Origin of the sequence: Paenibacillus sp. FSL R10-2736, assembly GCF_038000245.1 — a bacterium.
GTDB classification, from domain to species: Bacteria; Bacillota; Bacilli; order Paenibacillales; family Paenibacillaceae; genus Paenibacillus_AQ; species Paenibacillus_AQ phytohabitans.
Genome location: NZ_JBBOBN010000001.1, coordinates 6,287,224 through 6,302,795, shown reverse-complemented (window position 1 = coordinate 6,302,795; position 15,572 = coordinate 6,287,224). Strand labels below are relative to the sequence as shown.

16 protein-coding genes are annotated in these 15,572 nt (G+C 52.2%); all 16 read left to right on the top strand.

Features of this window, described 5'->3' with window-relative positions:
- Positions 1-99 precede the first annotated feature (99 nt).
- Positions 100-342 carry a twin-arginine translocase TatA/TatE family subunit gene (gene tatA, locus NSQ73_RS27030; protein ID WP_039302110.1) on the top strand — a complete coding sequence of 81 codons (243 nt, stop codon included), beginning with the start codon at positions 100-102 and terminating at the stop codon, positions 340-342.
- Between the two features lie 322 nt (positions 343-664).
- On the top strand, positions 665-1,429 hold the full coding sequence (tatC, locus tag NSQ73_RS27025) for a twin-arginine translocase subunit TatC (RefSeq protein ID WP_171717503.1): 765 nt from the start codon (positions 665-667) through the stop codon (positions 1,427-1,429).
- Positions 1,430-1,752: 323 nt separating this feature from the next.
- Positions 1,753-2,034, top strand: a complete 282-nt coding sequence (gene groES / locus NSQ73_RS27020) for a co-chaperone GroES (protein ID WP_039302104.1) — start codon at positions 1,753-1,755, stop codon at positions 2,032-2,034.
- Between the two features lie 139 nt (positions 2,035-2,173).
- On the top strand, positions 2,174-3,802 hold the full coding sequence (gene groL, locus NSQ73_RS27015; protein ID WP_039302101.1) for a chaperonin GroEL: 1,629 nt from the start codon (positions 2,174-2,176) through the stop codon (positions 3,800-3,802).
- Positions 3,803-4,057: 255 nt separating this feature from the next.
- A complete protein-coding gene (locus NSQ73_RS27010; RefSeq protein ID WP_340988975.1) occupies positions 4,058-6,010 on the top strand; it encodes a zincin-like metallopeptidase toxin domain-containing protein in 1,953 nt (650 codons plus the stop codon).
- Between the two features lie 17 nt (positions 6,011-6,027).
- Entirely contained in the window at positions 6,028-6,363 is a 336-nt protein-coding gene (locus NSQ73_RS27005) for a hypothetical protein (RefSeq protein WP_246354306.1), read from the top strand.
- Between the two features lie 42 nt (positions 6,364-6,405).
- Positions 6,406-6,642 (top strand): hypothetical protein, encoded by a 237-nt coding sequence (locus tag NSQ73_RS27000; RefSeq protein WP_340988974.1) that lies wholly within the window; start codon positions 6,406-6,408, stop codon positions 6,640-6,642.
- 228 nt (positions 6,643-6,870) lie between these two features.
- Positions 6,871-7,125 carry a hypothetical protein gene (locus NSQ73_RS26995; protein WP_039302090.1) on the top strand — a complete coding sequence of 85 codons (255 nt, stop codon included), beginning with the start codon at positions 6,871-6,873 and terminating at the stop codon, positions 7,123-7,125.
- On the top strand, positions 7,122-7,298 hold the full coding sequence (locus NSQ73_RS26990) for a hypothetical protein (RefSeq protein WP_156118540.1): 177 nt from the start codon (positions 7,122-7,124) through the stop codon (positions 7,296-7,298). Before NSQ73_RS26995 ends, NSQ73_RS26990 begins: the two co-directional genes overlap by 4 nt.
- The gene (locus NSQ73_RS26985; RefSeq protein ID WP_042134071.1) at positions 7,285-7,659 is read left to right on the top strand and encodes a hypothetical protein; all 375 of its coding nucleotides are present in this window, start codon (positions 7,285-7,287) and stop codon (positions 7,657-7,659) included. Before NSQ73_RS26990 ends, NSQ73_RS26985 begins: the two co-directional genes overlap by 14 nt.
- A 174-nt stretch (positions 7,660-7,833) precedes the next feature.
- Positions 7,834-8,811 (top strand): peptide-methionine (S)-S-oxide reductase MsrA, encoded by a 978-nt coding sequence (gene msrA, locus NSQ73_RS26980; protein WP_340988973.1) that lies wholly within the window; start codon positions 7,834-7,836, stop codon positions 8,809-8,811.
- 347 nt (positions 8,812-9,158) lie between these two features.
- On the top strand, positions 9,159-10,703 hold the full coding sequence (gene hutH / locus NSQ73_RS26975) for a histidine ammonia-lyase (RefSeq protein WP_340988972.1): 1,545 nt from the start codon (positions 9,159-9,161) through the stop codon (positions 10,701-10,703).
- A 238-nt stretch (positions 10,704-10,941) separates the two neighbouring features.
- Positions 10,942-11,064 (top strand): hypothetical protein, encoded by a 123-nt coding sequence (locus NSQ73_RS26970; protein ID WP_340988971.1) that lies wholly within the window; start codon positions 10,942-10,944, stop codon positions 11,062-11,064.
- 149 nt (positions 11,065-11,213) lie between these two features.
- Positions 11,214-12,893 carry a urocanate hydratase gene (hutU, locus tag NSQ73_RS26965; protein WP_340988970.1) on the top strand — a complete coding sequence of 560 codons (1,680 nt, stop codon included), beginning with the start codon at positions 11,214-11,216 and terminating at the stop codon, positions 12,891-12,893.
- Positions 12,893-14,167, top strand: a complete 1,275-nt coding sequence (gene hutI, locus NSQ73_RS26960; RefSeq protein ID WP_340988967.1) for an imidazolonepropionase — start codon at positions 12,893-12,895, stop codon at positions 14,165-14,167. Before hutU ends, hutI begins: the two co-directional genes overlap by 1 nt.
- Complete coding sequence (locus NSQ73_RS26955) at positions 14,167-15,561, top strand: Zn-dependent hydrolase (RefSeq protein ID WP_340988965.1); 1,395 nt, start codon at positions 14,167-14,169, stop codon at positions 15,559-15,561. Before hutI ends, NSQ73_RS26955 begins: the two co-directional genes overlap by 1 nt.
- Positions 15,562-15,572: the final 11 nt, after the last annotated feature.

The following is a 15,572-nucleotide window of genomic DNA, read 5'->3' as shown; positions in this document are numbered from 1 at the left end:
TTCGTCACTCTAGACGATGGATGTGTGATATAAGTTATGGTATTATTAATTTATCGTTAACGATATCATGAACGGATAGAGTGATGGGAGGAAACAGTAATGCTAAATGGTATTGGTGCACCCGGAATTATTCTATTGGTTATCTTGGCGCTCCTGCTCTTTGGCCCGAATAAGCTTCCTGAGCTTGGGCGGGCAGTCGGACGTACCTTCCGTGAATTCAAGGACGGGGCGCGGGAGATCATTAATGAACCGGAACCGGCCCGGAAGAGTGAAGTGCCTGCTCCTCCGGCTCCGCAGACTGTAGCAGCAGAACTTCCGCAGGACCGCCGTCTGCCGGAATAATTTCCATCCACTTACGCAGGGGCGTCTTTCCCAGGTCTGCTTCAGACTGGGGCGGCGTCTCTTTTTTCTCTAATCTATATAAATTTAATTAAAAATGACAAACAAGATGTGAGTAACGGAAGGGGAATTTGGAACTGTAGGAGCGTAGCGACCGCCTTTGTCACCGGATTTCCACCGCTAGAAGCGGTTTAAATCAAGAAATCTGGGGACAACAGCGGCCGGAAGTCCAAATGTTCTCTGTAGTTACGGTGGCATCTTCATTGAAATACCTTGAATTTAATTTATATAGCCATTTTATATGTCATTTCGGGTGGTGTCAGTCATGTCTCTGGAAGCGGAAGAAATGTCTTTGGTCGATCATCTGACCGAGCTGCGCAGACGGCTTATCTACGTGCTGATTGTATTTGCAGCCGGACTTGTACTCGGGTTGTTCGTTGCCAAACCGATCTATTTGTATCTTATCAGTGCTGACCCTGCCCAGGGATTCGTGCTGCATGCCTTCTCTTTCTGGGACGGGATCGGCATGTACATGAAGATTGCCATGGCCGTGTCACTGGCGTTCTCCGTGCCGTTTATTGTCTTTCAGCTGTGGGCCTTCATCAGCCCGGGCCTCCGGCCTGTTGAACGCAGCGCAGCGCTGCGTTATGTACCGTATGTGTTCGTTCTGTTTATTCTGGGCGTAGCCTTTGCCTATTACATCGTATTTCCTATGGCCTTGTCCTTTACAATCTCGATTACGCGCAGCATGGGACTTGAGGAGACATACGGCATAGCCGAATATTTCAATTTCCTGTTCAGTCTGGTGATCCCGCTGGCCTTGCTCTTCGAGCTGCCGCTGATTGTCATGTTCCTGACCAAGCTGAGAGTGCTCAATCCGCTGCGCCTGCGCCGGATGCGGCGGTATGCTTATTTTGCGCTTGTATTTATTGCTGTGGTGATCACACCGCCCGATTTCATCTCGGATTTTCTGGTGACAATTCCGCTTCTGGTACTGTATGAATTCAGTGTATTTCTGTCTGCGTTCGTTTACCGGAGGCAGTTGGCGGAGGATGCGCAGCGGGAAGCACGTTATATTAAGGCGGAGTAATGGAGGGGGCATATTTTGCCCCCTGGTGGATAGAATGTAAGAGAGTGTGTGCCGGACAACCCCTGAAACCATAATTTTCCCCAAAACAAATACGATTTTACGTAAAAGGACTTGAAATCCGTCTTCAAGTTGAGTATCATAAAAATTGTTGTTAGCACTGCAAGCAGTTGAGTGCTAACGCTGTGGAAAATAGGGAATGGGCCGGCGAAACAGCATTTAAGTATGCTGATTCTCAACAGTGCCATAAGGACCGCTAAGATTCCCGGCAGTTCAATCTATGTTTTCAAGGTAAACAACATAATTTCAAAGGAGGCTATTTTTTCATGATTAAACCACTAGGTGAACGCGTATTGGTAGAACCAAGCGAGCAAGAGCAAACCACTTCTTTCGGGATCGTGCTTCCGGACTCTTCCAAGGAGAAACCGCAAGAAGGCACAATTATCGCTGTAGGCAGCGGAGCTTTGAAAGACGGAGTACGTGTAGCGCTGGAAGTTAAAGAAGGCGACCGTGTGCTTTTCTCGAAATATGCCGGAACTGAAATCAAATACGAAGGCAAAGAATATCTGATTATGAAAGAAAGCGACATTCACGCGATTCTTGACTAGTCTGTTAGAGCCTTTCATAAGTTAGACCCCGATTACTTATATACACAAAACTTAAGTTTATGCTTTCGAAGCGAGTTTTGTACGAAGTGAAATTAATGAAGCGAATGCTACACAAAACTTTTAGGAGGTTAACAACACAATGGCAAAAGAAATTAAATTCAGTGAAGATGCCCGCCGCGCTATGCTGCGCGGGGTTGATGCTTTGGCAAATGCGGTTAAAGTTACACTCGGACCTAAAGGCCGTAACGTGGTGCTTGAGAAGAAATTCGGCAGCCCGCTGATCACTAATGATGGTGTTACCATCGCCAAAGAAATCGAGCTTGAAGATGCATTCGAGAACATGGGCGCGCAGCTTGTTAAAGAAGTTGCTACCAAAACTAACGATGTAGCCGGTGACGGTACTACAACTGCAACAGTTCTGGCTCAAGCCATGATCCGCGAAGGTCTGAAGAACGTAACTGCAGGCGCTAACCCTATGGTTATGCGTAAAGGTATCGACAAAGCGGTTAAAGCTGCTGTTCTTGAACTGCAGAGAATTTCCAAGCCTATCGAAGATTCCCAGTCTATCGCACAAGTAGCTGCTATCTCTGCTGCTGACGAAGAAGTAGGCCAACTGATTGCTGAAGCTATGGAAAAAGTCGGCAAAGACGGCGTTATCACCGTTGAAGAATCCCGCGGATTCCTGACTGAGCTTGAAGTGGTAGAAGGTATGCAGTTCGACCGCGGTTACATTTCCCCGTACATGATTACTGATACGGACAAAATGGAAGCTGTTCTGGAGAACCCGTACATCCTGATCACTGACAAAAAAATCAGCAGCACTCAGGAAATTCTTCCTTTGCTTGAGAAGATCGTTCAACAGGCGCGTCCGCTGGTTATCATCGCTGAAGATATCGAAGGCGAAGCTCAGGCAATGCTGATCGTGAACAAACTGCGCGGAACCTTCAATGCAGTAGCTGTTAAAGCTCCTGGATTCGGCGACCGCCGCGAAGCTATGCTGCAGGATATCGCTGCTCTGACAGGCGGCCAAGTGATCACTGAGAAGCTTGGACTTGATCTGAAAAGCACTTCCATCGAGCAACTGGGTAACGCACGTCAAGTGCGCGTAACCAAAGAAAACACTACAATCGTAGACGGAAGCGGCGACAAAGCGGATATCAATGCACGTGTAAGCCAAATCCGCTCCCAGCTGGAAGAAACTACTTCCGAGTTCGACAAAGAAAAACTGCAGGAGCGTCTGGCTAAATTGGCTGGCGGCGTAGCCGTTGTCAAAGTCGGTGCTGCTACTGAAACTGAACTTAAAGAGCGCAAGCTCCGCATCGAAGATGCCCTGAACGCAACCCGCGCTGCGGTTGAAGAAGGTATCGTATCCGGTGGGGGTACTGCTCTTGTGAACGTATATGCTGCTGTTGCTGCTGTAGTAGCTGAAGGCGACGAAAGAACCGGCGTTAACCTCGTGCTGCGCGCACTGGAAGAACCTGTTCGCACCATCGCTGCTAACGCAGGCCAGGAAGGTTCCGTTATCGTGGACCGTCTGAAAAAAGAAGCTGTAGGTATCGGCTATAACGCTGCTACCGATGAGTGGGTAAACATGTTCGAAGCGGGTATCGTTGACCCTGCGAAAGTAACCCGTTATGCTCTGCAGAACGCGGCTTCCGTAGCGGCAATGTTCCTGACTACTGAAGCTGTTATCGCTGACAAGCCAGAACCGGAAAAGGGCGGAATGCCTGATATGGGCGGCATGGGCGGTATGGGCGGCATGATGTAAGACAGCGAATAACCCTTGCTGAGGCAAGGGGGAGCTGTTGGGGAGTTCAATTCCCCACATAGGGTAATACAATTAGAGGCTTCTCACGAGTTCAATAAACTTGTGGGAAGCCTTTTTTTAGCTTTGAGGATTCAAAAGTAAGGATAACTAGTGATTAAATGGAAAATTAAACCGATATATAGGTTATTAGTAATCTTCTTGTTTTATATAAGCTTTCCAACGATGAAGTAGTGTATAAAGAATTGGAGGGAAGGAATGTCAGCTGGAAAAATGGTGTTTGACGCCGATGAAGCCCGGCGTCTGCAAACGAAAATAAGCCAGGTAAGTGAAGACACGAACCGGTTGTACCTGCAACTGAAAAACCAGGCCAGCCAATGGGACGGGCTACCCATAGGGACAGGCCGGTTGCAAGCTCAGGTGCTTATCAACGAGCTGACTGTAGAGGCGGAGAAGCTTGAGGATCTCATTCGGATAGCGGTGAAGGGTGTTCAGGACGTGCAGGACGAAAGCAAGCGTCAGGCGGGCCAGCTCAGCCAGCAGTTCGGCATTTTTGGCGGTATGTTCGGAAGTTTTGGAGCAGGGTTCGGGAGCGCGGGAAGGTTGCCAATTCCGGCCTTTGCCCAGAAGATATCAACCCACCTGATTTCTTCGATAGCGATCCTGAGCGGCAAGGATGAACTGAACATGGATCCAATGGTGCGGAAGCTTCTGGACATGATCAGTCAGTCCGGCCTGGGGACAGTGGACTCAATTGCCGTGCAAAGCAAGCTCAAGGATATCTACGAAGCTCGGGACCAGATCGCAAAGGCGCAGACGGCTTTTGGCGTGTACCAGGCATTTGGAAACCAGGCGCAGATGGATAGGGTGCACCAGTTGGCGGAAGAGGCACGGGCGAAGCTGAAATCGTTTGGAGTGGATGAGGTCCAGTACCAGGCGGGGAAGGATCTGAGTGTCTACTTCAAGCAGCCTGCAGTCAAGGCATGTAAGTATGATCCGTCCATTACGTCTGGTAACGTACCTCTGGTACAGAATGAAGCATATCTACTGCTGCTGCGGATGGGGATGGAAGATGGAGTTCAGGGCAATTGGGCGAAGGGGCAGCTGGAAGGCATTCATGCTACAATGAAGCAAATGATAGCTACAGGGGTCAATTTAGGCGTACATATGATGAGGAACCAAGGTGCAGAAGCTTGGGGAGAAGTTGCCCGGTTAACATCCTCATTTGCGCAATTAGAAAGCTATAATCTGTTTAAAAGCAAAGCGCCGGATGAACAAGCGGAAGCACCAGAGAAGCCGAAAAATGCATTGTTAAAATCGCTGGACAGTTTCAAGGAGATTGGGACGGGTTTCATGGATACGTTAAGAATCCGTGCGGATAAAGCCACAGATTCCCCCTATGACTTTGTCAACTGGATAACGTTAGGCATTGCAGGCGATCTTCCCGTAGGGATATACAGGCAAGCCAAAGAGCGGGCGGATCATATGTTGGATTCACCGGAGAAGTTTGCGGATTGGTTGACGCTCGGGACAGTAGAAATGGGGAAGGGGGCATTCCACCCCGAAGAAAGCTGGTCCGCAGAGCATTGGCTGAACAGTTTGGGAGTAGTATCGTTGTTGGTGGGTCCCTTGGAAAAGTCCTTGTTATCTACAGGTGGCGAATTGCCGAAACCGATGATTTCAAAAAATGCAGCTGACAATGGGATGGATATATTCAGTAAAGATAAGGGCGGGCAGGGTATTGAGGGGACGGGAAATTTTGATTACAAAGAATGGGCAGACATGCCTGTTAGCGGTGAAGTCAGAATAACATCCAATGGACAAAGATTAATTAGCATAAGTGAATTGAAGTTGTTTAAAAAAGAAATGAATGGAAAAGGAATTGAACTTATTCCTGATAAAAAAGGAAGTATATTACCGGATGATGTGGCTGCTGCTTTCGATCCAGATACTGGATCGATAATCTTAAGAAAAAACCCAACCTATTTAAGTGCTGTTCATGAATCATACCATGCTGAGCAATGGATGAAGTTGGGAAAAGAAAATTATTTAAAGCAATCAAGACTCGAAAGGGAAGAGTATGTTTTTAACGAAATAATGAAGAACAAAGATAAGTTTTCAGAAGCCGAAATATTATTTTCTATGAAGTATATTTATAAAGTAAGGCATGGAGAATGGCCACCACGAGATTGGACAGGATTCACAGATTGAAAGGAGAACAATTAAGTATGAACTTATCAAGTAAGCAAGCATTGGAGATTGCTTCGGCATATACAGAGAAATACAATTTATCAGGAAAAATTGTAATTAATAATGAAAGAACTGTAAAATCATATGATGGATTTGATGGAGTAGAAGGGATTACATGGATTGTCTTAGTTACAATAGAACCTACAATTTATCATGCGGATAGTGAATTTTCTATTATTATTTCTGATGAAAAGTCACAGGTTGAATACATTATTGATGCAAATGGGCATTATTACGCTCCTCATATAAAAGGAAGTGGCGGTATGACGGATGAAGAATTTGATTCACTATGGGATGATGACAGTGATAGCTAGAATTATTTAAATAGGTAACAGACTCATCATATTGCATCAACTATGGCAGGTTTAGAAAGCTATAATCTGTTTAAAAGCAAAGCGCCGGATGAACAAGCGGAAGCACCAGAGAAGCCGAAAAATGCATTGTTAAAATCGCTGGACAGTTTCAAAGAGATTTGGACGGGTTTCATGGATACGTTAAGAATCCGTGCGGATAAAGCCACAGATTCCCCTATTATTCGCTTTTTCAAACCTTGCCAGGTCGGGCAAGGTTTTTTTGTTATGGATACTCACTGAAGAGACAATTTCATTGTTCGGACATCTATCCGCACACCCACCCGCCCCCGCTCTAACAATATACTGCTGCACCCAATCAGAAATGCTTTTGAAAGAGTAGATTACTATGAGGGTGTTGTGATTGGAGCGGTAGCAATGGCTGGTGGCGAAAAAGTGGACAGGGAGTAAGGGCGCATTCATTTCTGATGACAGAATCTAGATTACATTATAGGAACGGGGGGACTACCCATGGATTTCAGTGCATTGACTGGCCTTTTTGTGAATAACAATGGTTCGGTCGTGCTAAATGTCCTGTTATCTACTGCATTAATCTGGAGTATTAAGCAAATTGCGAACAAAGAGAAAGTGATTCAGAATTACCAGAAACGTGATGAAGAGAACGAAAAGCAGCTGAATGAATATAACCGTACGCTCGTCAAGCTGCTAATCGAGAGAGGCACTGCGGAGAAGAAACCTAAAGATGAGGAGGTCGTCAACAAGTGAAGCTCCTCGATATATTCAGAAAACACGAGATGAAGCCCAGCCGGGTCAAGCATGAAATAGATACCTTGGGCGAAATTCAGGAAGCGTATGAATCCAATGATCTGGAGAGACTCATTGATCTGCACCGTACCGGCTTAGGTAGAAGGGGAGATGATCTGCATGGAAATTGTTGACTTGACACTGATCACACTGGAAACGATAGCCTTTATAGCTTTTACTGCTTATGTTATCCGTTACCGCAGGTATTTTATGGGACGAGGCCCCTTGCGGACGTATAATTTGTATCTCCGGAGTGTATGGGTTACCTACGGGGCTGTAGCACTGCTATGTCTCAATCTGTTGTGGGGACGGCTGAACATCATTCTCGGATATAATACGGACGGCAGCCTATCGGGCATAATGAGGGAGTATGTCCTGATTCTGACCCTCGTAATGCTCGTATTCGCAGGCTGGATGCATAAGGAGCTATGGGATTCCAACCGGCGTGAAGAAAAGAACCGGGCCCGTTCAAACCAATCAAACAGACTCAAATAGGCCTAAATAAGCCCAGAGAGACGCAGATTCACATCATAGCTATTCCTGTGCTGGACGAGCTGGCCAACGGAAGGGATCTCCCGGGGAAGTATGGAGCATTCACAGCGTATTCCGCTCTCGTGAAAAAGGATATTCATATATAATAGGGGAAAAGAGTACAAGGAGGCGGTCTGTTTGACTACTAACAATACACTCCAGGTGGCCACCTTCGCCGGCGGCTGCTTCTGGTGTATGGTCAAGCCGTTCGACGAGCTGCCGGGTATAGTCTCGGTGGTATCCGGTTACACGGGAGGACATACGGAGAATCCTACCTACGAGGCATTAGGAAGAGAAGCTACAGGGCATAGGGAGGCCGTGCAGATCACCTTTGACCCGGAACGTTTCCCTTATGAACGTCTGCTGGACATTTATTGGCAGCTGATTGATCCGACAGACGGCGGCGGGCAATTTATGGACCGGGGGCGTGCTTACGAGGCGGCGATTTTTGTACACAGTGAAGAGCAGCGGCAGAAGGCGGAGCTGTCGAAGGCGGCGCTTCAGGCCAGCAAGCGGTTCAAAGCACCGATTGTGACGGAAATTCTGCCGGCAGCAGCCTTCTATCCGGCGGAAGCGGAGCATCAGCATTATTATAGAACCCATCCGCTGGACTACAAGCTGTACCAGAAGGGTTCAGGCCGTGATGATTTCACGGAGCTGCACTGGAACAGCCGCGAAGACAAGAAGCAGCTGCTGAAGCAGCTGACAGAGCTGCAATATGAGGTCACCCAGAAGAAGGCTATGGAGCCGCCGTATCAGAACGAGTATTGGAACCACTTCGGGGAAGGGATCTACGCCGATATGATCAGCGGTGATCCGCTATTCAGCTCCACGGACAAATTCGATGCCGGCACCGGCTGGCCCGGATTCACCAAGCCGGTGGAAGAGGGGCTGATCCGCCGAGAAGCGGACTACGGCAGCGGTGAAGTGCGGACGGTGCTGCGCAGCAGGCTGAGCGGGGCTTATCTGGGGGATTTATCCTACGATGGCCCGGAGCCGGCGAAGCTGCATTACCGGGTGAATTCCGCCGCACTGCGTTTTATTCCGAAGAATGAGCTTGCGGAGAAAGGGCTTGGGCGGTATTTAGAGCAGTTTGAGCGGGAGAGCCGAGGTTAACTCCGGATGAAGGCAGACTTCAGGACGGAATATCATATGTATTAGGGCAGGCTTCCGGATCTGGGGGACTGCCCTAACTTGTTTTTAATGGGGATTATTCATGATTAGCGAGTGTAAGGCATAATATATAACGTCAAGAAAAGAGGAGATCTCCGGCATGGGAGAAGCATCGGCTTCAGTGCGGGGGATGATGTCCGGAAGCGTGGAGCATGAAGGGGAATGGATTTGGATTCAATCATATCTAGGAATTATAAGCCGTAATTTAGCGATTAGTGATACAGAAGCCGGTACCTCTATTAGGGTATGGGCTTTTTCTTTTTCTATTACCCGGGAAGCAGGTGAGGCATATGCCCGAGATAGACAATCAAACCGTCATGATCCGCGGCAATACATTAACCATTGAGGAAGTTGTTAAGGTGGCCCGGTATTATCGGATGGTGGACCTGAGCGAGGAGAGCTGCCGCAAGGTGGACCGTACCCGCCAATATGTAGAGAAGCTCCTGCTGGAGAAAAAAGTGGTGTACGGCCTCACGACCGGCTTCGGCAAATTCAGTGATACGTACATCTCGCCGGAGGATACGAAGCAGCTGCAGCTTAATCTGATCCGCAGCCACTGCTGCGGAATTGGCGAGCCGTTCCCGGAGGAGGTCGTGCGCGCAATATTGCTGCTGCGGATAAACGCCTTATCCCTTGGTTATTCCGGCATCCGTCTGGAGGTGATCCGGCTGATGGTGGAGATGCTTAACCGGGGCGTAGTTCCGGTAATTCCGGAGAAAGGCTCCCTGGGCGCAAGCGGTGACCTCGCCCCTTTGTCGCATATGGTACTGGTTCTGATCGGCGAAGGCGAAGCCTATTATCAGAGTATACGGATGCCTGGTGCTCAGGCGCTGGCCAAGGCGGGGCTTGCGCCAATTGTCCTTGCGGCCAAGGAGGGGCTGGCCCTGATCAACGGAACACAGGTGATGACCGCTGTCGGCACGCTGGCCTGCCGGGATGCGCTGAATCTGGCCAACTGGGCCGACTGCACGGCCGCGCTCAGCTGTGAGGCGCTGCGGGCGGTCCGGGATGCGTTCGACCCGGCAACGCATGCGGTTCGTCCGCATCAAGGCCAGCGCCAGGCGGCCGATAATATCCGCAATCTGACAGCCGGCAGTAAGCTGATGACTAATCAGGGGGAAGTGCGGGTGCAGGATGCCTATTCGCTGCGCTGCGCGCCGCAGGTTCACGGTGCAAGCCGTGATGCGCTGGCTTACATCGCAGAGAAGCTGGAGATTGAGATTAACTCGGCCACGGACAATCCGCTGATCTTCGCGGATGAAGACAAGGTGATCTCAGGCGGGAACTTCCACGGGCAGCCGGTTGCGCTGCCGATGGATCATCTGTCCATCAGCGCGGCGGAGCTGGCGGATATTGCCGAGCGGCGGATCGAGCGGCTGGTCAATCCGCAGCTGAACGAGGGACTGCCCCCGTTCCTGACGAAGAACGGCGGGCTGCAGTCCGGGTTCATGATCGCCCAGTATGCGGCGGCGTCCGTGGTGTCCGAGAATAAATCACTGGCTCATCCGGCCAGTGTGGATTCGATCCCCTCCTCCGGCAATCAGGAGGATCATGTAAGCATGGGCACGATCGGCGCCCGGAAGGCGAAGCAGATCGTCGACAATACCTATGCGGTGCTGGCGATCGAGCTGCTCTGCGGGGCGCAGGCTGCCGATTTTCGGGGGCCGGAGCTGCTCGGGGCGGGCACGAAATGGCTGTATGACCGATGCCGGGAGCTGGTCCCGTTCGTGGAAGGGGACCGGGTGCTGTCCGGTGATTTCGCCACTATCGCCGAGTGGATGAAGGAAGCGGATGTGCTGGAGGAGCTGTTCACACTGGTTCCGTTTCATTCCTGATCAAGGGCAAGCAGAAACATTCGATTCCGCTAACCGGTTAGTTACTGGAGGACGGGGTCTGGCCGATCAAGCCTTTTGGCGAGTTTTAAACGAGGCAATGGGGCGGTAATGAAACTGTTTGCTCAGAGTTCATGTCTGGAAGCCGGCTGAGAACTTTAGTTCAGCCGCTGTAGGCATAATTGTTGTAAATTTTGCAACTTTGATACCTGGATACCCGGGTGTTCAGGGGGATTGTTGTATGGAATACAACAATTCTTCCGCTAAGCCGGCTGGAAGAGGCGGAATGCTGTATTTTCTACAACAATTTCCGGTTACGGCCGATCTGATGAAGGGAATGTTGTATTTTGTGCAGGATTGTTAATCAAAATTGTAATTTGCTCTCTTGCGGGATAACGCTGCATTCAACCACGTATGAAAGTTCCCGCTGGAAGGGGAGTTATCTACAGCATAAGCAGTCACAGGATTCCCGGCATGATCAGCATGTTCAATGGAGGAAGGGGAGTTAAGAATATGAGTATGGACGAACCAAGAGTCTGCCGCGCGCCAAGAGGCAGCGGGCTGAACACCAAGGGCTGGGTGCAGGAAGCGGCGCTGCGCATGCTGATGAACAATCTCGATCCCGAGGTGGCGGAGCACCCGGAGCAATTGGTTGTCTATGGAGGCATCGGCAAGGCCGCGCGCAACTGGGAGAGCTATGATGCTATTGTGCGCTCCCTTAAGATGCTCGAGGACAACGAAACTCTGCTGATACAGTCCGGCAAGCCGGTTGCCGTCTTCCGCACCCATCGTGATGCCCCGCGCGTGCTGCTGGCCAATTCCAATCTGGTGCCGGCCTGGGCCAACTGGAGTACCTTCCATGAGCTGGACCAGAAAGGGCTGATGATGTACGGGCAGATGACGGCGGGCAGCTGGATTTATATCGGTACGCAGGGAATTGTGCAGGGGACATATGAGACGTTCGCGGAGTGTGCGAGGCAGCATTTCGGCGGTTCACTTCAGGGGAAGATCACACTTAGCGCGGGACTCGGCGGCATGGGAGGCGCGCAGCCGCTGGCCGTCACCATGAACGGCGGGGTATTCATCGGCATCGATGTGGACCGGACGCGGATTGAGAAAAGAATCCAGTCCCGCTACTGCGATGTGCTGGCCGAAACGCTGGATGAGGCGCTGTCGCTGGCTGAAGCAGCCCGGGACACCGGGCGGGCGCTTTCGGTGGGCGTGCTCGGCAATGCGGCAGAGGTATTGCCGGTGATGATATCCCGGGGATTTGTCCCGGATATTCTGACCGACCAGACCTCGGCCCATGATCCGCTGAACGGCTATGTGCCGGAAGGCTTCACGGTGGATACGGCTAAGCAGCTAAGAATTGAAGACCCGCAGGGATATATACAATTGGCGCGAAAGAGTATCGCCCGCCACGTCGAAGCGATGCTGGAGCTTAAGCGGAGGGGGGCGGTTACCTTCGACTACGGCAATAATATCCGCCAGGTCGCTTATGATGAAGGCGTGAAGCAGGCTTTTGACTTCCCGGGCTTCGTCCCGGCCTATATCCGCCCGCAATTCTGCGAAGGCAAAGGACCGTTCCGCTGGGTCGCCCTGTCGGGCGATCCAGAAGACATCCATAAGACGGATGCGGCTATTCTAAAGGCATTTCCAGGTAACGAAGGGCTGAAGCGCTGGATTATGCTGGCGCAGGAGAAGATTTCCTTCCAGGGGCTGCCTGCACGGATTTGCTGGCTCGGCTACGGTGAACGGGCGAAGTTCGGGCGGATTATCAATGATATGGTGGCAGCCGGAGAGCTGTCTGCGCCGATTGTTATCGGCAGGGATCATCTCGATGCAGGCTCTGTCGCTTCCCCCAACCGGGAGACGGAAGTGATGCGTGACGGCAGTGATGCGGTATCGGATTGGCCGCTGCTGAATGCGCTGGTCAATACCGCTGCAGGCGCCAGTTGGGTATCGCTGCACCACGGCGGAGGCGTCGGCATGGGCTATTCGCAGCATGCCGGAATGGTCGTGGTGGCGGATGGAACGAAGGAAGCGGAAGCACGGCTTGAACGGGTGCTGACCTCAGATCCGGGGATGGGCGTAGTCCGCCATGCGGATGCGGGTTATCCCCTGGCTGTGGAGACAGCCAAGGATCAAGGCATTGTGATGCCCATGCTGATTGACCCGAAAGGAGTCAAGTGATGATCTATATTCAGAACGCTGCGCAGATCGCGACGCTTGGCGGTGCCGGCAATAAGCCGAAGACGGGCAAGGAGATGGAGGAGCTCGGGCTAATCGGGCACGGGGGAATCGTGATTGAAGACGGTATCTTCACCTTCGTCGGCAGTGATGAGGATGCGCGCAGCTATGTGGAGCAGCATGCCGGAGATAAACAGGTGACGGTGTTCTCAGCGGAAGGGAAGACCGTTACGCCGGGGCTGGTCGATCCCCATACCCATGCCGTTTTTGCCGGCTCCCGGGAGTTTGAGCTGAATCTGCGGCTGCAGGGCGCTAAATATATGGACATTCTAAATGCCGGAGGTGGAATTCTGTATTCCACCGAACGGACCCGGGAAGCTACGGAGGAACAGCTGATCGCCGAAACCGTGAAGAGGCTGGACCGTTTCCTGGCGCATGGGGTAACGACCATCGAAGCCAAGAGCGGATACGGATTGCGGCTGGAGGATGAGCTGAAGCAGCTGCGGGCGGCCCGGAGGCTGGATGCTTCCCATCCGGTGGATGTGGTGTCCACATTCATGGGCGCCCATGCCGTGCCGGTGGAATATCGCGGCGATGCGGATGGATATGTCCGCTGCGTGATTGAAGAGATGATTCCGGCTGTGGCCCGGGAGGGGCTGGCGGAGTTCTGTGATGTGTTCTGCGAAGAGGGAGTATTCACGGTGGAGCAGTCCAGGGACATTCTGGAGGCAGGCCGGAGCTGGGGGCTGAAGCCCAAGCTCCATGCCGATGAGATTGTCTCCTGCGGAGGAGCGGAGCTGGCCGCCGAGCTGGGGGCAGTGACAGCGGATCATCTGCTGCATGCTTCCGAAGCTGGCATACAGGCGATGGCGGAGAGCGGAGTAATCGCCGTATTGCTTCCGGGTACAGCCTTCTTCCTAATGGCGAAGCCTGCGGATGCGCGGGCGATGATTAATGCCGGTGTGCCTGTTGCGCTGTCGACCGACCGCAATCCCGGCTCCTCCCCGACGGAATCGCTGCCGTTTATTATGAATCTGGCCTGCCTGACGATGGGCATGACTCCGGCGGAGGTGCTGACAGCCTGTACAATCAACGCGGCACATGCGATCTGCCGTGCGGATGTGATCGGCAGTATTGAGGTTGGCAAACAGGCAGATATGGTAATGTTCGATGCGCCGAATGTTCTCTACCTCCAGTACCATTATGCAGTGAATCTGGTGGATACCGTGTTCAAGAAGGGTGAGGTAGTCATTCAGAACGGACGGAGGGTATGGTGATGAGAGCCTTGCGGATTAATGCGGAACGTCTGCAGAATAACATCCGGGAGCTGGCTATGTTCGGCCTGAATGAGCAGACCGGAGGGCTGGACCGGACGACCTTCACTGAGGCCGAGCTGGCCGCCCGGCAGTGGCTCAAGAGTAAGCTGCTGGATCTGCAGCTTAGGGTCAGGGTAGATGAAGCGGCGAATATCTGGGCCACCCGAAGGGGCGCGGGACAGGGGACTATATCCGGAGATTCGGATGTTATGGAATGTACAGAGGTTTCGGAAGACTTAGAGGTTTCAGGAGTTCCGGATGGGCAGAGGATTTCAGATCAGTTAGGAAATTCCGCAGCTGCCGGCAGAGCACGGGAGAGCCTTCCGGTGATCGCGTTCGGCTCCCACATCGATACGGTTCCAAACGGCGGTAAATATGACGGTGCGCTTGGGGTTCTGCTGGCTCTGGAGGTCATGAATGTACTGGAAGAGAACAAGATCAGCACCCGGCATCCGCTGGAGCTGGTTTCCTTCAGTGCGGAAGAACCCAATCCGTTCGGACTATCCACGTTCGGCAGCCGGGCGGTCTCGGGCAAGCTCGAACAGGATGATCTTGCCGGAGTGCGCAATGATCAGGGGCAGCTGCTGACGGAGGCGCTGCGGCGGGCAGGCGGCGATCCTGAGCATTTCGAACAATGCCGGAGGGAACCCAAGGCGCTTGCGGCTTTTCTCGAAGTCCATATTGAGCAAGGTAAGCGTCTGCTGGACCGGGGCATTCCAGTGGGAATCGTCACCGCCATCACGGGAATTTACCGCGAGGAGATTACCGTCACGGGAGAAGCGAATCATGCCGGTACCACCTTGATGCAGGACCGGAAGGATGCGCTGATGGGCGCTTCTGAGATGATGCTGGCGTTCGAAGCGGTCTGCCGGAAGCATCCGGCGGATGAAGCCGTGGGCACGATCGGGCGGATCAGCAATGAACCGAATGCCGCCAATATTATTCCGGAGAAGGTACTCTTCCATCTGGAGGCCAGGGGAGCGGACCGCCAGCAGATTCAGGACATGATAGAGGACTGGAGCCAGCAGGGTGAGGATATTGCCCGAAGCAGAGGCCTCCGGCTGGAGCGGCGGCTGATTCTGGATCAGTCACCGCAGCCGATGGATGCGCTGATCATGGGTGCGAGTGCTGCACAGGCAGAGGCGCTGGGGATTCCGGTTCTGCAGCTGGGCAGCATGGCTGGTCATGATGCTACGCATATGGCTTCGCTGACCCGCGCAGGAATGCTCTTCGTACCGAGCCTGGGCGGCAAAAGCCATTGCCCGGAGGAAGAGAGCCGGATAGCGGATATTGAGAAGGCGGGCAATATCCTGCTGCAGTCTATTCTGGCACTCGATGAGCAACTAAGCCGTTAGGAGGACCAAAA